The 18,058-nt window shown below is 62.5% G+C and carries 18 protein-coding genes; 12 read left to right on the top strand and 6 right to left on the bottom strand.

Annotated features, from left to right (window positions below; translation table 11 throughout):
• Positions 1-77: 77 nt before the first annotated feature.
• The gene (locus LDN82_RS00255; RefSeq protein WP_224165960.1) at positions 78-1,574 is read right to left on the bottom strand and encodes a SulP family inorganic anion transporter; all 1,497 of its coding nucleotides are present in this window, start codon (positions 1,572-1,574) and stop codon (positions 78-80) included.
• A 7-nt stretch (positions 1,575-1,581) separates the two neighbouring features.
• Complete coding sequence (locus tag LDN82_RS00260; RefSeq protein ID WP_216924310.1) at positions 1,582-2,688, bottom strand: RelA/SpoT domain-containing protein; 1,107 nt, start codon at positions 2,686-2,688, stop codon at positions 1,582-1,584.
• 109 nt (positions 2,689-2,797) lie between these two features.
• On the opposite strand from LDN82_RS00260, the gene LDN82_RS00265 reads away from it, so the two are divergent.
• From LDN82_RS00265 to LDN82_RS00280, 4 genes are read left to right on the top strand one after another with little or no spacing between them, the layout of a single operon-like run.
• The gene (locus tag LDN82_RS00265; protein WP_224094542.1) at positions 2,798-3,619 is read left to right on the top strand and encodes an alpha/beta hydrolase; all 822 of its coding nucleotides are present in this window, start codon (positions 2,798-2,800) and stop codon (positions 3,617-3,619) included.
• 41 nt (positions 3,620-3,660) lie between these two features.
• Positions 3,661-4,602: a carbohydrate kinase gene (locus tag LDN82_RS00270; protein WP_224165961.1), complete on the top strand. Its 942-nt coding sequence runs from the start codon at positions 3,661-3,663 to the stop codon at positions 4,600-4,602.
• Between the two features lie 54 nt (positions 4,603-4,656).
• Positions 4,657-5,157 (top strand): YbhB/YbcL family Raf kinase inhibitor-like protein, encoded by a 501-nt coding sequence (locus tag LDN82_RS00275; protein ID WP_224165962.1) that lies wholly within the window; start codon positions 4,657-4,659, stop codon positions 5,155-5,157.
• Between the two features lie 41 nt (positions 5,158-5,198).
• The gene (locus LDN82_RS00280; RefSeq protein ID WP_224167602.1) at positions 5,199-6,008 is read left to right on the top strand and encodes an HAD family hydrolase; all 810 of its coding nucleotides are present in this window, start codon (positions 5,199-5,201) and stop codon (positions 6,006-6,008) included.
• A 5-nt stretch (positions 6,009-6,013) separates the two neighbouring features.
• Here the strand turns inward: LDN82_RS00280 and LDN82_RS00285 are convergent, their stop codons facing one another.
• Together LDN82_RS00285 and LDN82_RS00290 are read right to left on the bottom strand one after the other, a co-directional pair.
• Positions 6,014-6,934 carry an isoprenylcysteine carboxylmethyltransferase family protein gene (locus LDN82_RS00285; RefSeq protein WP_224165963.1) on the bottom strand — a complete coding sequence of 307 codons (921 nt, stop codon included), beginning with the start codon at positions 6,932-6,934 and terminating at the stop codon, positions 6,014-6,016.
• The gene (locus tag LDN82_RS00290) at positions 6,931-7,791 is read right to left on the bottom strand and encodes an SDR family oxidoreductase (RefSeq protein WP_224165964.1); all 861 of its coding nucleotides are present in this window, start codon (positions 7,789-7,791) and stop codon (positions 6,931-6,933) included. Before LDN82_RS00290 ends, LDN82_RS00285 begins: the two co-directional genes overlap by 4 nt.
• 132 nt (positions 7,792-7,923) lie before the next feature.
• On the opposite strand from LDN82_RS00290, the gene LDN82_RS00295 reads away from it, so the two are divergent.
• Together LDN82_RS00295 and LDN82_RS00300 are read left to right on the top strand one after the other, a co-directional pair.
• The gene (locus LDN82_RS00295; RefSeq protein WP_224165965.1) at positions 7,924-8,193 is read left to right on the top strand and encodes a hypothetical protein; all 270 of its coding nucleotides are present in this window, start codon (positions 7,924-7,926) and stop codon (positions 8,191-8,193) included.
• Positions 8,194-8,206: 13 nt separating this feature from the next.
• A complete protein-coding gene (locus LDN82_RS00300) occupies positions 8,207-9,004 on the top strand; it encodes a glycerophosphodiester phosphodiesterase (protein ID WP_224165966.1) in 798 nt (265 codons plus the stop codon).
• A gap of 57 nt (positions 9,005-9,061) precedes the next feature.
• On the opposite strand, the gene LDN82_RS00305 is transcribed toward LDN82_RS00300, so the two are convergent.
• Positions 9,062-10,900, bottom strand: coding sequence for a sugar-binding domain-containing protein (locus LDN82_RS00305; protein ID WP_224167603.1), 1,839 nt, complete (start codon positions 10,898-10,900; stop codon positions 9,062-9,064).
• A 140-nt stretch (positions 10,901-11,040) separates the two neighbouring features.
• Here LDN82_RS00305 and LDN82_RS00310 point away from each other — a divergent pair, with 140 nt between their 5' ends.
• Positions 11,041-12,003 carry a D-2-hydroxyacid dehydrogenase family protein gene (locus tag LDN82_RS00310; protein ID WP_224165967.1) on the top strand — a complete coding sequence of 321 codons (963 nt, stop codon included), beginning with the start codon at positions 11,041-11,043 and terminating at the stop codon, positions 12,001-12,003.
• A gap of 54 nt (positions 12,004-12,057) precedes the next feature.
• Positions 12,058-13,200 carry a glycerate kinase gene (locus tag LDN82_RS00315; protein WP_224094553.1) on the top strand — a complete coding sequence of 381 codons (1,143 nt, stop codon included), beginning with the start codon at positions 12,058-12,060 and terminating at the stop codon, positions 13,198-13,200.
• A gap of 21 nt (positions 13,201-13,221) precedes the next feature.
• Here the strand turns inward: LDN82_RS00315 and LDN82_RS00320 are convergent, their stop codons facing one another.
• Positions 13,222-13,479 carry a DUF2630 family protein gene (locus LDN82_RS00320; protein WP_224094554.1) on the bottom strand — a complete coding sequence of 86 codons (258 nt, stop codon included), beginning with the start codon at positions 13,477-13,479 and terminating at the stop codon, positions 13,222-13,224.
• 95 nt (positions 13,480-13,574) lie between these two features.
• On the opposite strand from LDN82_RS00320, the gene LDN82_RS00325 reads away from it, so the two are divergent.
• The 4 genes from LDN82_RS00325 (at position 13,575) to LDN82_RS00340 (ending at position 18,041) form a co-directional block, all read left to right on the top strand.
• Complete coding sequence (locus tag LDN82_RS00325) at positions 13,575-14,018, top strand: YdeI/OmpD-associated family protein (protein ID WP_224165968.1); 444 nt, start codon at positions 13,575-13,577, stop codon at positions 14,016-14,018.
• A gap of 22 nt (positions 14,019-14,040) precedes the next feature.
• Positions 14,041-15,537, top strand: a complete 1,497-nt coding sequence (locus LDN82_RS00330) for a PLP-dependent aminotransferase family protein (RefSeq protein ID WP_224165969.1) — start codon at positions 14,041-14,043, stop codon at positions 15,535-15,537.
• A gap of 111 nt (positions 15,538-15,648) precedes the next feature.
• On the top strand, positions 15,649-16,734 hold the full coding sequence (locus LDN82_RS00335; protein WP_224165970.1) for a TIM barrel protein: 1,086 nt from the start codon (positions 15,649-15,651) through the stop codon (positions 16,732-16,734).
• A complete protein-coding gene (locus tag LDN82_RS00340) occupies positions 16,731-18,041 on the top strand; it encodes an MFS transporter (protein ID WP_224165971.1) in 1,311 nt (436 codons plus the stop codon). Before LDN82_RS00335 ends, LDN82_RS00340 begins: the two co-directional genes overlap by 4 nt.
• Positions 18,042-18,058: the final 17 nt, after the last annotated feature.

The raw sequence follows: 18,058 nt of genomic DNA on the forward strand, positions 1-18,058 counted from the left end.
GGTCCGCGGGCAAGACCGAGTTCGTTACTTTCAACTGGGCATATATGTCAGATGACCGCTGTTTGGAAGGCGTCGGGTCAGTCGTTCAGCTTTCCCGCGAGCCGTTCGCGCATCCGAACGCTTGCCTCGTTCAGACCAATGAACTCCACCTCGCGGCCGTGATTCCGGTACTTCTCGGTGACGGAATCCAGTACCGCAATAGTTGATGCGTCCCAAAGGTGCGAGGCGTGAAGATCGATCACCACGCGATCTATGCCTTCCGAGGAATCTTTTGCGTAGTCGAACTGGGTGTACAGATCATTGGACGAAGCGAAGAAGAGCTCGCCATCCACCGTGTAGGTGGCCACGGTTTCCCCGTTGAGTTCCAGTTCCGTCCTCTCGACGGTAGCGAAGTGCGCCACCCGCCGCGCAAAGAGCACCATCGCGGTCAAGACGCCGACGCCGACACCCACCGCCAGATTGTGCGTCGCCACAACGGCGGCAACAGTGATCAGCATGACGGCGGTCTCCGATTTGGGCAGGCGCTTCAAGGTGGATGGCCGAACAGAGTGCCAGTTGAAGGTAATCAGGGAAACGAAGATCATCACGGCAACAAGGGCCGCCATGGGAATCATCCCCACAACGTCGCCCAGGACAACCACCAGGACCAGCAGGAAGACGCCCGCCAAAAAAGTGGAAAGCCGGCTCCGCGCGCCGGATCCTTTGACGTTGATCATGGTCTGTCCGATCACGGCGCAACCACCCAGCCCACCAAGGAAACCTGTGACGATGTTCGCCACTCCCTGGCCCCAGGAAACGCGGGTCTTATTTGATCGTGTGTCCGTGATGTCGTCCACGAGCTTGGCTGTCAGGAGTGATTCCAGCAGGCCAACAAGGGCCATGGACAGTGCGAAAGGCGCAATGATCCGGAACGTCTCCAGATCCAGCGGGACATTGGGCAGGAAGAACCCGGGCAGGCTGTGGGGGAGTTCGCCTTTGTCGCTAACCGTTGGAACGTCGATGTGCCCCAGAACGGTAACCAGGGTGATGACCACGATCGCCACGAGGGGTGCGGGAATGGCCGCGGTCAGGCGAGGCAGGCCAAAGACCATGCCGAGACCCACGGCAACAATCGGATAGACCATCCAAGGGACATTGAAGAGTTCGGGCATCTGCGAGATGAACACCAAAATTGCCAGTGCGTTCACGAAGCCGATCATCACCGACCGCGGAATGAAGCGCATGAGCCGGGTAACACCCAGGACAGCGAGGATGATCTGGAAGATACCCGCCAGGATGATCGTGGCGATCAGGTAGTCGAGTCCGTACTCCTTCATCACGGGAGCGATGACCAAGGCGACAGCCCCTGTCGCCGCAGAGATCATGGCTGGTCGACCACCAACAAGGGCCGTCACGACGCCCATGGTGAAGGACGCGAACAACCCGACCCTGGGATCGACGCCCGCAATGATCGAGAACGCGATGGCCTCCGGGATGAGCGCCAGTGCAACCACCAGTCCGGCCAGGGATTCCGTCAGCAGGCGGCGGGGCGAGCGGAAAGTCACCCGCAGTGACATGAGTTGCTCGGGAGTCATGGCGTCCTTACAGTGCAGTCTGGCGGTAACGCTCAATCTGCTTCAGACGCCGCTGGAGGCTATCGCGCCGCGGGTGCGGAACGACGTCGGGCGCCTCAGCGGTGAGGTCAATGTGTTCGGTTCCGTACTGCCACAGCAGGAGGTCATCCAGGAGGCGGTCGGGGCCCGGGGAGTAGCGGTGATCCAGGGCTTTGCGGACCTCCGTGATCCGGTTGGCGCTAAGGAGCCCCGCAAGTTCCACGGTTTTGGTGAGTCCGTGGGCGGCCAGGAGTTCGGCAGCCCACCCCCAGTCGTCATCAACTTTACGGTCAACGTGAGGCAGGAGCGTACGCCAGACGTCCCGGACGCGGTTGGGAGTCAGCGGGGAAGCACCCTCGCCGTGCAGGTCCCAATAGCTTCTGACCTCTTCGTACCGCTCATGGAGGTCCGCGAAGGCACTTTCCACGGTTTCCAACATGGCCGCAGTGGCTGTGAACTGGCGGTCGAAATGCGGGGTCCATGCACGCGGATCCTCCGCCTTGAACCGGATATCGTGCTCGATCTCGCTCCAGGCGTGCGCAAAGACCGTGCGGATCTGGCACTCGAAGAAGTAGCTGCCGTTGGCAGGCATGTCCGGGTTGAAGACATGCTGATACTCCTTGACGGCCTCATTCTGGATGGTTCGCAGGATGAGGTGCCGGCTGGAGTATCCGTACGTGCCCGATTCGATGGAACCGATGTCCTTCTCGCGGTCTCCACGGCAGTCGAAGAGCTGGCGCTGCCGCTTGATGATGTTGGCTACGGCTGCGTTCTCGGCAGGCAATTTGGTGATGACTCGGATGCCCACCATGTCATTCAAGGTGCGGAAAGGGTCCGGGAATTTGAGTACACGTGGGCCGCCCGGCTCCAGAGGATCATCCGTGCGTGAGATTTTTTCGCGGAACGATTCCACTGTTTTGGTCCGTCCGGTAACAAACAGGGGAGTGACCTCGGCGTCGTTGAGCATGTCCCTTAGGGTCAGCAGCACATCCCGCGTGACCCGCTTCAGGGCAGGGCGAACACGCTCATAGAGCGCCACGTTCGCGTCCACTGCATCGCGCTGGTCCTGGTCCAGGCTGTCCCAATTGCTTGCCATGCCCCCAGCTTACGGGGCGGGTCCGACACTGGCGCGGGCCACCCGCCGTCGGGGTGCCCTAGCCAAAGTTGCGGGACGTCACGATAGGCTCGGTACAAAGGAGGGCGCAATGTTGCGGCACAAGTACAGCTACGGCGAACACCCCAGTCAATGGGGCGAACTCTTCATACCTGAACCGAACAACGGAAACCATCGCGGCGCGTCAGCCGTCAAGGGTGGTGTCGCGGTGGTGATCCACGGCGGCTACTGGCGCTCACAGTACGGCGCCGAGCTCGGCGAGCCCCTGGCCCGCGACCTCGCGGCGCATGGAATTACCGCCTGGAACCTTGAATACCGGCGGGCCGGCAACGGCGGTGGTTGGCCCCATACATTCGAAGACATCCTGGCCGGCATTGACCATCTCGCCGAAATCGCCGGAAAGCACGAGCTCCACCTTGGCAAGGTAGTGGCCTTGGGCCACTCCGCCGGCGGTCACCTGGCTGTGTGGGCCGCCGGACGGCAGCGCCTCTCGGCCATCGGAACGCCCGACGCCGACCGTCAACTGGTGCGTGCACCGGAGGATAATGCCGTCCACCTGACGGGCGTCGTCAGTCAGTCCGGCTTGCTGAACCTGGCTGCCGCCGAAAAACTGAACCTCAGCAACGGTGCCGTCTGCAACCTCATGGGCGGCGATTCTGCCAGATACCCCAAAAGGCATAAATACGCGGACCCCATGAGTTCCCTGCCTATTGATGTTCCGGTTTTCGCCGTTCACGCTACCGACGACGAGGACGTTCCGGTCAGCCAGTCCGAGGCCTACGTCGCCGCGGCAACAGCAGCCGGCAGCGCAGCGCAATTGCTGCGTGTCCCCGGGGATCACTTCGATCTCATAGATCCAAAGGCCGTGGCTTACAAGAAATGCCGCGAATTGGTACAACGCCTGCTCTCCTGAATCACTGGTAGCGCCCACCCTTCCTCTGGCAGAGTGGTCCCATGCTGACTGTGATTGGCGAGGCCTTGGTTGACGTTGTGCAGCGCCCCAGCGGAATCGAGGCGCACGTTGGCGGCAGTCCGCTCAACGTAGCCGTTGGCTTGGCGCGTTTGGATCACCCCGTGCAGTTCATCGGGCGTTTTGGCCAGGACGCGTACGGCGATTCCGTTGCGGCGCACCTGCGGTCCAGTTCCGTGATGGTCCCCCTTCCGCCCGACGGCAAACCCACGAGCATAGCCACGGCAGTGATCGACGACGACGGCGCCGCCACCTACGCCTTCGATCTCACCTGGGATTTGCCGGGCCTCGGCGAGCGGTTGCCGCTCATGCTGCAGGGAGCCACCTTGCTGCATACGGGTTCAATAGCCACGGCTTTGGAGCCCGGTGCCGCGGACGTGCTTGCCGCCGTCGAGCATGCCCACCCGAGCAGCACCATCAGCTTCGATCCCAACTGCCGACCCAGCATCATTACCGATCGCGATTACGCACGGCGGCAGGCTGAACGCTTTGTGGTGCTCTCCGACGTCGTGAAGGCTTCCGACGAAGATCTTGAATGGCTCTATCCGGGCATTGATCCGCTGGAATCGGCACGCCGTTGGTTGTCACTGGGAGGTACGGAAGGACCCGCGCTGGTGGTGGTGACGCGGGGCGCGCGTGGTCCGTGGGGAATCACGGCCATCGGTGAGACCCAGGTCCCGGCGCCTAGCGTGACGGTGGTGGATACGGTTGGTGCCGGCGATTCGTTCATGGCGGGGCTGCTGTCAGCAATAGTGGACCGCGGGCTGGACGGTGCGCAAAACCGTGGGGCACTCAGAGCCATGCCGGCTGAAATACTCGCCGCCATCATGGATCATGCGACCCGTGCCGCCGCGGTCACGGTGTCCCGCGCCGGCGCCAATCCGCCCACACGGGCTGAGCTCAACCACCGGGCTGTTGCCAGCTAAAACTGTTGCCGGCCAGAACATTTGCCGGTGTAGTCCGGTTAAGAGGAGGTGCGAATGCAAGACCATGAATTGCAGGTTGCGAGCGAGTCGTTCAACGACGGCGATACCCTCGGCCCCGATCAGCGGAGCGGGATTCTGGGTGCGGGCGGCCAAGACATATCTCCCCAGCTGAGCTGGAGCGGAGCTCCGGACGGAACCAGGAGTTTCGCGGTCACCATGTGGGATCCCGACGCTCCCGGCCCCGGGGGCTACTGGCATTGGGCCGTACTTAATATTCCTCCTGAGGTATCAAGCCTTCCAGCCGGTTCCGGGGGCAAGGGCGGCCACGCGTTGCCTGCCGGTGCGTTCCAGTTGAAGAACGACGGCGGCCGCAGCGGCTATGTTGGGGCGGCGCCTCCCAGAGGGCATGGACCGCATCGTTACGTAGTGGCTGTACATGCGCTGGACGTTGAGGACCTGGGCATCGAAAAGGATTCCGAGGCGCGCATACTTGCCTCAGTCCTTCCTGCGCATACGTTGGCGCGCGGAACCATCACTGGCATGTTCGAGCGTTAGTTGCGGCATTTGGGTTCTCAACAGCCACGTAGACTGACATGATGCGCCTCGTAGCAAGTGATATTGACGGCACCATCCTCGGTCATGACGGCAAGATCAGTGATCGGACCGTCAAGGCATTCAAAGCATGCCGGGACGCCGGGGTGGAGCTTGTGTTCGTAACGGGCCGCCCGCCGCGTTGGCTATACCCGCTCCAGGAACAACTCGGGCACAGCGGTATCGTGATCTGTTCCAACGGCGCAGTGGTCTGGGATCTGGAAACCGAGAAGCCCATTTCTTCCTGCACATTGGATATCACCTCCATTTTTGAAGCGCGACGCATCATCAAGTCCCTGCGGCCGGATGCTTTGTTCGCCGTGGAAACGCTGACTGGTTTCCAACTGGAGCCGGGCTTCCTCGAGAACGAAACAAGCGAGCTGCTTGCGGAGTTCACCCCCGCACCGCTGGACCAGACGCTGACGGCGGATGACGCCGTCGTGAAGTTCCTCGCCATAACCCGCAAAGGCACCCCGGACGAATTCCTTGCCGAAGTTCAGCCTGCCGTGGCCCATCTGGTCAGCACGACGCACTCGGCACCGCGCACCGCAATGCTCGAGATGTCAGTGCCCGGCATCAACAAGGCCGTCACCCTCGCGAAGTACGCCGCGTCTCTGGGGATCGACGCCGCCGACGTCGTTGCGTTCGGGGATATGCCCAACGACATCGAGATGCTCCGCTGGGCCGGTCACGGCTACGCGATGGCCAGCGGGCACCCGGAAGCGATCCTCGCTGCGGGGCAGCAGGCGCCCCACTTCGACGACGACGGAGTGGCGCAGATCCTCGAGGCGAAACTTACGGAGCAAACGGTCTAGCTACTTCAAACACGAGGGATCCAGCACCGCACCGACTCGCGGTATCTGATGAACTCTGCACCAAACCGCTCTTCGAGATCGGCTTCCTCCAGCGGCCGGACGGCATAGTTCCACAGCAGTGAGCCGAGAACGGCGTAGGCGACTACCAGCCAGGACCCGAGGATGAGGCCAACCGCGGCACCTTGGGTAATGCCCGCAACAGCCATGGGATTGCGAATCCAGCGATACGGTCCGGCGATGACCAAGCGGTTGGGCATGGCTGAGGGCAACGGGGTGCCAGCTCCGAGCCAGGACATGGTCAGGGCGGAGGCCACGCCGAGCGCACTTGCGAACGTCAGAAGCAGCGCTCCGACGGGCGCGGCCATCTGCGGAAATGGCAGGGACACTTCCCATCGCTCTTCGAGGAACGTCAGGGCCAAGGGGATCACAGCCAGGAAAAATCCCCAGAAGAGGATCATTTGGCCGATCGTTGCTCCCACGTTTGTTGTGGTGCGACGGCCAGTGGCTGAGCGGAATGCGAAGGGCCCTTGGATGATCCAAGCCGTGGGTATCCCGCCCAGGAAGAGGATGCTGAGGGCGGCCAGGGAACAAGCGGCAGCGGCAATCATGATCAGAACGCCCGATCCTGCTTCAGTTGTCACCGTGGCGTAGACACCGAGGGCAATGGCGACGATTCCCGTCCAAGCAGTGGCCACCGCTGCGGCGGCCTTTAATCCGATTGCGGCAAGGGCGGAGGCGATGACGAAAAGTGGAATGTCAAAGGCCGCGACAACGACGGGATCGAGGCTACCGAGGGTTGCTTCCCGCACCACGGGTGACAGGAAGATGGCGATCCACCACGAAAGACCGGCGGCTGCCTGCACGGCAAAATAGCTTCGGCACAACAGCTGCAAGCCCGCTCTCTTGCCGTGGGGTGGCTGCGTCACGGGTGGCGTACACCCTGGCCAGCCAGCACGGCGCGGTAGCCCTCAACGTAAGTGGGGAAGGCGAACTCGAAGCCAGTTTCGCGAAGCCTCTGGTTGGAGCAGCGCTTGTCCCCGGGGCCGCCGTGTTGGTCTTCCGACGCCATTGGTGGTTCCGCGTTCCCCATTTCCAAAGCAAGAAACCGCATGACGTCGCCCATCTCGGCCGCGTGGTCGTCCACGCCTACGTAGACCGGATCCGGGTCCTGATCCATCGTGGTGAGGTGCACGATCATGGCCGCGGCGTCATCCCTGTGAACACGGTTGGTGTGCCGGGGCCGCGCCGGAATCACGGCTTGCCCTGACCGGACTTGGTCGATCAGTCGCGTTCGTCCCGGCCCGTAAATGCCGCCGAGCCGAAGGATGATGGGTTGAGTTCCCGTTCCCCGGGTGCGGGCAAGCAACATATTTTCAGCCTCCACCAGCACTTTGCCGCTGAAACGCGTGGGCTCGGTGGGTGTGGTCTCGTCCACCACCGCTCCGTCGGAGTCCTTATAGACGGCAGTGGAGGAGACGAACAAGATGCGTTCCGGTTCAACAGAATCACGATCCAAAGCGTCCAGAATATTTCGGAGGCCGTCTATGTACGCCGCCCGGTATGCTTCCTCGGTGGAAGAATCGGCGGCCACTGCGACCACGACAATGGTCACATCTGCCGGGATGACCGGGACTCCACGTGCGAGGTCCGCGCGAATGCCCTGGATCTCCGCGGGGAGCTTTTCCGGCGAGCGTCTGAGCCCGGTCACCTCATGGCCCAGGTCTGCGAAACGCAGTCCGGCTTCGGTTCCAAGGTCGCCGCATCCGGCAATCAATACAGTCATGCCACTAGTTTGGCAGCCCTGATGCTCCGCAAAGCTGTCACCAACTTCCCAGTCTCCATACAACCCGCGTTCAACTTGCGCCCGTAGGCTCTCAGCCACAGACACGTTTTGCTTGTTGGATGTAGGGGAATCATGGCCAAGCGTAGGATCAACGATTTCAACACCGCTCCGTTGCGGCGGATCGAGCCGGATCACCACTGGAGGTCACTCCGTCAGGGCGACCGCGTTAGCGTCACGCTGACGCCCGGGTACGAATCGGCTGGCATAGTGGACGCCGTTACCGGCGACGCAACGGCAGTTTGGGTGGAGCTCGACGGCGGTCGCGGCCGTACGCTGGTGCACGTCAGCGATGGGGTGGCCGTGGTCCCACTGGAGAAGGTGACGGTCACCGAGGAAGCGTAGGCGCCTATGCGCAATGGGCTACGCTTCGGGTGTGACGCTGCCATATTTCCTCCGCAAGGATGGCACTGTGGGCCCGGTGGCCTTTGCCCACCGGGGATTCTCCCCGCATGGGATGGAGAACTCCTTGACTGCGTTTAGGGCCGCGGTTGAGCTGGGCACTTTGCACCTTGAAACCGACGTACACACCACTTCAGACGGCGTCCTGCTCGTTTTCCACGATTCTTCCCTGGACCGGGTCACGGATTCATCCGGGCGGATCGCCGAATTAACGGCAGACGAGGTAGCCAAGGCCCGCATCGGCGGAGTGGAACCTGTGCCGACTTTTGACGAGCTCGTAGCTGCGTTTCCCGATGCCCGCCTGAACCTGGACGTGAAGGACTGGAATTCCGTTAAATCGATGGCCGAAGCTATCGAGAAGCACGGCATCCATGACCGGGTGTTGGTGACGAGTTTCTCCGACCGGCGTCGACGTGCAGTGTTGAAACTCCTCAGCCAGCGGACCGCTTCTTCGGCTGGAAGCACCCTGACGGCGCTTTTCGTACTTCTTGGATCCGTGCTGCCGGCGGGCCTGGCCCGCAAGGTGCTCAGCGGCGTCGACGCTTTCCAGGTGCCGGTCCGGTACGGCCGGTTTCCGGTGGTAACTGCCGGTTTTGTTCGTCGCGCGCACCGCGTGGGCGTGCAGGTTCACGTCTGGACCATCAACGATTCCGCGGAGATGGAACGACTTCTGGACCTTGGCGTTGACGGAATTGTGTCCGACCGGCTGGACTTGCTGAAGGACGTCATGGTGCGCCGGGGGCAGTGGGTTTAGCGGGACGCTTCGCGTCGAAGTGGCATTTGATGACAGTCCCAGGCTGCAACATTGTCATCAAATGCCATCTCGGCGGGCTTCGATGGCTGCCGTACGGACCTGGCTGGCCCGGATCCGCTCGAGATCGAACTTGGCTCCGCGATCGAAAGTGAAGATGCCATTCTTTTCCTGGAAGACATCCGTCAGCTGCGTATAGCAGTAACCAAACATGTCCGGGTTATCCAGGAGCACGCCACATAGTCCGTCGAAACGGGCGTAGAACTCCTCCTCGCTGCTGACGCGCTGGCCGTAACCCCACGACGTCGAAACATCCGTTCCGAGGCCCGCTTCTGGCGCTGCTTGGCGAGCCTCCGTTTCATTCCACCAAATGCCGCCGAATTCGGACACGAAATATGGCTGGCCAGCGTAAGGCACGGAGTATTCCTCACCCTGCGGATTCCGGTTTACAAACGGCTTCCCGTCCGAAAGGCCCTGCTGCTCAATCCGGAACTGCTCCGGATTCTGCTCGTAGGAATGGGAATCGTAAATGTCGGTTTCGCGGATGCGGTGGGAGTATCCGGATGCGTCGATGACAGGCCGTGTGGGGTCGGCCAATTTCGTGGCAAGGAACATGGCCTGCGTGACGTCATCCAATACCGTGAGCCGATCGTGCAGGATCTGGTGCGTTTCGTTGAGCGGGCACCATCCGATGATCGAGGGATGGTTGAAGTCGCGTTGAAGCACCTCAAGCCATTGGGCTACGAAACTCGCTGTTGGCTTCTGGTTCTGGCCAATGGTTCCTCCTCCGGAGACGCCCCAGTCGCCGAACTCGCCCCAGACCAGGTAACCGAGCCGGTCTGCGTGGTAGAGGAAGCGCTCTTCGAACACTTTCTGGTGGAGTCGTGCACCGTTGAATCCTGCCGCCATGGACAACTCGATGTCCTTGACCAACCCAGCGTCATCCGGCGAGGTCATGAGCGACTCCGGCCAATATCCCTGGTCCAGCACCAATCGCTGGAACACGGACTTGCCATTTAGACGAACCACTTTGCCGTCAAGGGCAACTGAACGAACGGCCGCGTAGCTGCTGACGCGGTCAACGACTGTTCCGGCAGCATCCCGGACTGTCACCTCAAGGTCGTAAAGGAAGGGGTCCTCAATGCACCAAGGGCGCAGAGATCCAGCGGGAATGCCCAGGCGCAATGTTGGCGTGAGATCCAAGTCGGCTCTGGCCGTAGATTCCACATTTGTACCGCCCTCATCGCTGAGGACAGCAGTCACCGTGTGCCCTGCGCGGTTCCGGCTGATCGGAACCTCAATCGTGATGCTGGAACCGGCCAGGTTCGGAGTCATTCGGAGGCGTTTGACGTGGACCTCCGGGACAGCTTCCATCCACACCGTCTGCCAGATTCCCGTGGTGCGGGTGTACTGGCAATGAGTGTTGTTGTACCAGGTTGCCTGCTTGCCCCGTGCCTGCATTTCGTGCCGCGAGTCACGTGCACGGACAACGATGACCGCTTCCGTGCCGGGCTCGGCCACTCCACCAAGATCGGCGGTGAAGGGGGTGAAACCACCCCTGTGGCGGGCCACTTCAATGCCGTTGACCCAGACAGTCGCGTCGTGGTCCACGGCGCCGAAGTGCAGGAGGACGTTCTGGCCGGCCCACTCCTGGGGGATGGTCACCGTACGTCGGTACCAAACAGCTTCCATGAAATCCACGTGCTCAATTCCGGAAAGAACCGATTCCGGGGCAAACGGCACCAGGATCTCACTGGTGAGCTCGCGCCTGGCGAGCCCGCGCTCCAAACCCGAGTCGCCGGCGTCGATCTCAAAACCCCAGGTTCCGTTGAGGTTCATCCAGTTCTCGCGGACCAGCTGGGGACGGGGATGCTCGGGCTTGGGAAGGGCTGGCATCATCTTGGGCTCTGTCAACGCATCTCCTTCGGAAGGGGAAGGGTTCAATTTCCAGTCAAGCGCATCACCGGAAAATGCGCACCCACCCGCCGGTGCACGTGAGATGGTGTTTCTACCACCAGCCGCCGCGCGAGGAGAATGACGTGACGAGTTACCGCTTGGCCATCATTGATGACTATCAGCAGGTTGCCAGTGACTACGCCCCTTGGGATTCGCTGCTCGACGACGGCGTGAAAGTCAGCGTTTTCAGCGCACCTTTCGTTTCCGAAGAGCAGGCTGTGGCAGCTTTGGCGCCGTTCGACATCATTGTGGCAATGCGCGAACGGACGCGTTTTCCGCGCCGGGTGCTCGAGTCATTGACCAACCTGAAACTGCTTGTGACCACGGGCATGGCCAATGCTGCGATCGACCTTGAGGCTGCGTCGGAGCGTGGCATCCTGGTGTGCGGAACGGGCGGTTCACCGGCAGCGGCACCGGAGATGACGTGGGCGTTGCTGCTCGCTTTTGCCCGCAACCTGGTTGTGGAGGAAAACTCGCTGAGGGCAGGCGACTGGCAGACCGCCGTCGGGTTTGAACTCGAAGGAAAGACGCTGGGAATCGTCGGCCTCGGCAAGATCGGGAAGCGGATTGCAGGCTACGCGAAGGCCTTTGGCATGGATGTTTTGGCGTGGAGCCAGAACCTGACGGCGGAGGCGGCTGAGGCTGCCGGTGCCCGAATGGTGGGCAAAGAGGAGCTGTTCCGGGAGTCCGACGTCGTGACCTTGCATCTGCGTTTGTCTGAGCGGACGGAAGGCATTGTTGGCGAGGAGGAATTGCGGCTGCTTGGACCTGAGGGCGTTCTGGTCAACACCGCACGAGGGCCGCTGGTGGACGAGGCAGCGCTGATCCGGGCGCTGGAAGAGGGCTGGATTCGTGGCGCCGCCATGGATGTCTTTGACGAGGAGCCCCTGCCCGCCGGACATGCCTTGCTTCATTCGTCGCGAACTGTGCTCTCGCCGCACATCGGATATGTGACGCACGAGAGCTACCGGCAGTTTTATGGCGGTGCATTCGAGGACGTCAAGGGGTGGCTCGAGGGTTCCCCCGTTCGCGCGCTAAACGAGTGACGCAATCTTCGTAACCGGCAACCGCTTTCCGGGCAAAGCTGGCAAGATGGACCCATGCGTATCCTCATCGCCCCGGATAAGTTCAAGGGATCCCTCACCGCCGCGGAAGCCGCATCAGCCATGGCCGAGGGCGCACTGCGCGTCTATCCGGACGCCGTAACCACCCAATTTCCCGTAGCTGACGGTGGTGAAGGCACACTCGATGCCGCTATCGCCGCCGGTTACGATGAGCGGAACCACGCCGTTGTGGGTCCAATTCTCAAGCCGGTCGGAGCTTCCTGGGCCATCCGCAAAGATTCTTTCGGCGGAGCCACAGCCGTCATCGAAACCGCCCAGGCTTCCGGCCTTGCATTCATGGAGCCCACCCCCGAGAATTCTTTGCGGGCCCACAGCTACGGCTGCGGACAGCTCATCGCTGCGGCGCTCGACGCCGGGGCCACCGAGATTGTGCTGGGACTTGGCGGTTCGGCAATGTCCGACGCCGGTAGTGGCGCCTTGCGTGCGCTGGGGCTCAAGCCCTTGGACGCTGCCGGGAATGTGGTGCCTCTTGGCGGAGGTTCGCTCGCCGACGTCGTTGCCCTGGATGTCTCCGGACTGGACCCGCGGCTTTCACAAGCAAAGTTCCGGATCGCCGTCGACGTCCAAAACCCGCTGTTCGGGCCGGAAGGTGCCGCTCATGTTTTCGGCCCCCAGAAGGGAGCCGACGAGGATGCTGTTGAAAGGCTCGACGCCGGCCTCCGCAACTGGGCATCGCTCCTTCGGGAAGCCACGGGCCGGGACGTCAACGTTCCGGGAGCCGGAGCGGCAGGCGGGTTCCCGGCGTCGTTCCTTGCCTTTACGGACTCGGCGCTTGAAGGCGGCTTCGCGCTGGTGGCCGGGCTGACCGGCTTGGCTTCGCACCTTAGCGAGGCGGACCTGGTGATTACGGGCGAGGGTTCCATGGATGAGCAGTCGCTCACCGGCAAGGCTCCAATCGCCTTGGCCGACGCCGCAAGCGTCCACGGAATACCCGTGGTGGCTGTGGCAGGCCGAATCACGGTGACGCCGGAGGATCTCGCCAAACACGGGATAGTAGCTGCGGCCCAGTTGTTGGACGTCGCACAGCGCAAGGATGGCGTTCCGGATGTCGCAGATGCCGTTGCCAACGCGGCCAAGTACGTTGCGTGGGCTACCAGCCAGGTGCTTGAGGGGGCGTAGCTCCTTCGTCGTCGGGCGGGACTACTGCCTGTAGCCTTCGACTTCGCTGATGGGACGCGGTTCGGCGTCGTCGGGATTCTCACCAGCACGCTTCTTGGCCCGGCGCTGGCGGAGCAGGTCCCAGCACTGGTCGAGTTGAGCCTCAAGCTGGGCCAGGCGGGCGCGGCTGCCGTCGCCGTCCACGTCGTCCTCAGTTCCCCCGCCCACCGCTGCATCACGCAGCCGGTGCTCCTCTTCCACGAGTGACTGAATCCGTTCCAGAAGATCCTGCTCGTCCATGGTTCGCGCTCCTCGGTTCACTTGGTAGTTGCTTATACCGAACGTAGCCCGGCTGGCGGGGTGCGTCTACGGGTGGCCAACGGCATACTTGGGACATGAAATTCACCACGACCATCGTCGGCGATGGCAACAAGGCCGGCATTGAGGTTCCCGAGGACGTAGTTAGTGCGCTTGATGCCGGCAAACGGCCCCCAGTGGTTGTGACCATCAACGGCCAGAGCTATCGCAGCAGCATCGCGGTGATGGGTGGGAAACACATGGTGGGTGTCAGTTCCGCGAACAGGGACCTGACCGGCGCGTCCGCTGGCGACACCGTGGACGTGGACCTGGAAGTGGACACGCAGCCACGTGTGATCGAGGTTCCGGACGATCTTGCTGCGGCCCTTGAGGCTGAGCCCGAGGCCAAGGCCTTCTATGGAACGCTGAACTACAGTGCCCAACGCCGGTACGTGGAACCAATTGGAGACGCCAAGACGGACGAGACCCGGGCTCGGCGGATCGCGAAGGTTGTTGCGGACTTGAAGGCCGGGAAGAAGTGAAATCAGCTTTGCGGTCCGGGGGATGAAGAGCGCCGGCGGCCGTCTCCTTGCCGGACTCGAGCTCCACCGCGACGCGGCCCAGCCCCTGCATCGGCAACTCTACGGGCAATTGCGCACCCAGATCCTGACAGGATCGCTGCCAAGCGGAACCCGCCTGCCCTCCACCCGCACGCTGGTGGCTGAGCTGGGAGTTTCCAGGATCACGGTGGTCTCGGCGTTCGAGCAACTCACCGCCGAGGGCTTCCTGCGCTCGCGCGCGGGCGACGGCACGTACGTCGACACCTTATGGAGTGACCACGCTCCGCGGCAGCCGTTGTCCCGGCCGCCGCTCTCCGAACGCGGAGCGGCCACCTCTTCACGTGGCGCCGGCCTGTCCGGGGAGGCGCCGCACGCCTGGGCGCCCACCGAGTCGGAATCATTCGTCGCCAGCCAGGTGGCGGCCTCGGCCTTCCCCGCGGCTACATGGAAGCGCCTCCTGGGGCGCCATGCCGGCAGCACAGAGCAGTTCATGAACGGGTACGGCGATCCGCATGGCCACCGTCCCTTGCGGGTAGCGATCGCGGACTACGTCAACGATGTCAGGGGTCTGGGGTGCACGCCGGAACAGGTCATCGTCACCTCTGGTGCCCAGCAGGCGTTCAATGTGCTCGCGGCGCTCCTCCTGGACGCCGGCGACACCGTCGTCGTCGAGGACCCAGGCCATATTTCCGGACGGCTCGCCTTCCAGTCCCAAGGCTGCCCGGTCCAGGGCGTCCCCATTGACGGGGAGGGGGCGGTCCTTCCGGACGAGTTCGACGGCGGGTCCCCGGCTCGTCTTGCCTGCCTGACTCCAGCGCGGCAGCATCCGCTCGGCACGGCAATGAGTCCGGCACGGCGGGCGGAGTGGATCGCCTGGGCGGAACGAAACGGAAGCTGGATCGTGGAGGATGACTGCGACAGCGAACTTCGCTACCGCGGTAAGGCTCTTCCGACGCTGTTCGGACTGGATCTGAGCAGGCACGTCATCACTGTGGGCTCGTTCAGCAAGGTACTCGCGCCATCCATCCGGCTCGGTTACTGCGTGTTGCCGGAGGATCTGGTGGAGCCATTTGCCTCCGTATCTTCCATCATTGGCCGGCCGCCCGCGACGGTCCTCCAGGCGGCCCTTACGGACTTCCTCTCAGAAGGGCATTTGCATGCGCATCTGCGCCGGACCCGGCGTCTGTATGCGGCTCGCCAGGACGCCCTGCTCGAAGCAATCGATCAGCGATTAAGCCACCGGATCCATGCAGAACGCGTGGATGCGGGCCTTCACGTCATGGCCTGGCTTCGGGAACCTTCGGACGATATCGAGGTGGCTCGAGGGCTCGCAGCGGGTGGCGTGTACACCTACCCCCTCGGCGAATACCGGGTAACCCGGCGCCTGCCACCGGCGCTGCTGATCGGGTTCGCGGGGACCGCTGAAGATCATATGGCTGAGGCGGCGGGCAGGATGGCCGCAGCGTGGGATCGATGGGAGAAGCTCGGCGTAACGCCCTGAATGGACTTAACGGCAGTGTCCATAATGGATCTTTTTCGGCGTCCATTACCCACGTACAAATGGTGTGTGACAATCCCCGCCGCCCCTCGCACGCCCCCCAAGGAGCCAACCATGCCCCCTGCCGACACTCGATTTCAGGAGCTCCTGAAACCTCGCCTCAATGAAGAGGAGATCGACTCCCTGCCGCAACTGACCGACGGGCTTGCCCGAACCCTGATCGACCGAATTGACGGTGCCCGACTGTTCGGCCATGCGTACGCTCTCTTGGGCAACCTGACTTATGGAAACTTTTCGCCCGACGACGTGCTCGACTTCGCGCATCGCCATGGCCTGGCTGGTGTGTGCATCCACGTCCTCGATGGCGAGGAGCGGAGCCTGGGCCGGATGAGCGATGACCGGTTGCGCCAGTTCGCGGACCGCGCCCGCAGCCTGCGTCTCAGTACCCACCTGGAGATCAGCACCACCGCGCGAGCGGACGTCGAGGAAGCAGTCCGCATTGCCGGGATCCTCGGCGTCGAGAATATCCGCGTCTACTCGCGCTTCGAAGGCGCACTCTCCGATGTCCTGACCCGGATAGAGGAGGACCTGCGTTGGCTCGCTGAGCTGGCTGACGAGTACGGCCTGCATTTCTCCTTTGAGCAGCACGAGGAGCTGCGATCTACCGAAATTGCCGGGCTGTTGCGCCGCATTTCGCACCCGCGACTTCACGCAATGTTCGATTTCGGGAACATGATCAACGCCTGTGAGAGGCCGATGGACGCCCTGTCAACGCTCGCACCGCACATTCTTCAGGCACACTTGAAGGGTGTTCACATTCTCCCCGAGGGGGACGGGTATGGCCACCGTGGTGTGCTCCAGGGAAGTCCGGACGACGACCTGCCCGGCGCGCGGATGCTCTTCGAGCTCTTGATGCTAGGCGAAGACGAGCCGCAGGTCATCGCCCTGGCTCTGGAGCAGGAGAACCTGTACTACGCGCCTGCATTCCGGCACGCGGGTGAGGGAGAGGACCCCTTCATCCCATACCGCGATTTCAGTACGACCGGAATCCCTGCCGGGTGGACCAAGGAGGAACTGCTCGCTGCCGAACCCGGCTGGGCCGACGACCAGGTGAAGTATGTGAAAGGCCTGCTCGCCTCATTGCGCGATATTGCTGTGTCGCAGCTGGAATCAAACAAGTCCCTGGAAGGTGCACGATGAGCGCGATAGCCCCCGGGAAGACCACGAAAAGCACCGACTGGAGCAAGTGGGTCCGCTTTGCCTTGCTCGTCATGGCCGGCGGCACGATCTATAAGCTCTCCAACCTCAAGGACGCGTTCTACGTTCCCATGCAGGAAGCCATGGGCCTCAGCCATACTGAGATCGGGACGCTGCTGAGCGTTAATTCGATCGTCGCAACAGCCCTTTTCGTCGTGGGCGGATACCTCGCGGACCGCTTCTCCACGCGGGTCCTCATCCCCCTCGGACTCGTTGGCTGCGGGGCGCTGGGTCTGTTCCTCAGCACCTTCCCCGGATTCAGCACGCTCCTGGTGGTCTTCGCGCTGCTCGCCGTGTGTTCCGACTGCCTGGTCTGGCCGGCGCTGCTGAAGAGCATCCGCCAGCTCGGTGGTTCCAAAGAACAGGGACGGCTCTTCGGCCTGCTCGAGGGCGGGCGCGGCGTAGTGGACACTGCAGTGGCCTTCTCCGCCCTGGGAATCTTCGTTTGGCTCGGTTCCGGGCTTGGTGGCTTCCGCGCCGCCATCGCCTTCTACGCAATCCTTGACATCGCCGTCGGTGTGCTTCTGTTCCTGCTGCTTCGCAACCAGACAAGTGAGAATCCAGCACCCAGGAAACAAAAGGCGGGTCTCGCTGAAATCTGGCGCGCGGCGAAGCTGCCCCAGCTCTGGTGGGTGAGCTTCACCGTGTTCATGGTGTACGTCGTCTACTGCGGACTCACGTATTTCATCCCGTATCTGACCTACGTCTACGGACTTCCCGTCGCGCTGGTCGGTGCTTACGGCATCATCAACCAGTACGGCCTGAAGATCCTCGGCGGCCCGATCGGCGGCGTCCTGGCGGACAAGGTGTTCAAGGGTGCCAGCCGGTACATCCGCTTGGCGTTCCTGAGCCTGATCCCGGTGGTAGGGGTTCTGCTGCTCCTTCCCGCAGATCCGGGGAGCCAGATTCCGGCGATGATCGTTACCCTGTTGTTCTCACTCATCATCTTCACCATGCGCGGCGTGTTCTGGGCCCCGATGGATGAGGTTGGAATCCCCGAGGAGACCAGCGGCACCGCCTTCGGGATCGCATGCCTCGTGGGTTATGCGCCGGGGATGTTCGCTTTCATCGTCTACGGCTCCATCCTGGATGCCAACCCTGGAGCCGCCGGTTACCACATTGTGTTCATCGTCCTTGCGGCGCTTGCCCTCGTGGGGGCGATCGTCTCAAGCGGACTCGTGAGGGCCGCGCGGGCCCGGCGTGCCGCCGTCGAGGTCCCTTCACTTTCCGAGACGCAAACAATTTCCTAAACACACACGACGACGGA

The sequence above is a fragment of the Arthrobacter sp. StoSoilA2 genome, assembly GCF_019977195.1.
Taxonomy (GTDB): domain Bacteria; phylum Actinomycetota; class Actinomycetes; order Actinomycetales; family Micrococcaceae; genus Arthrobacter.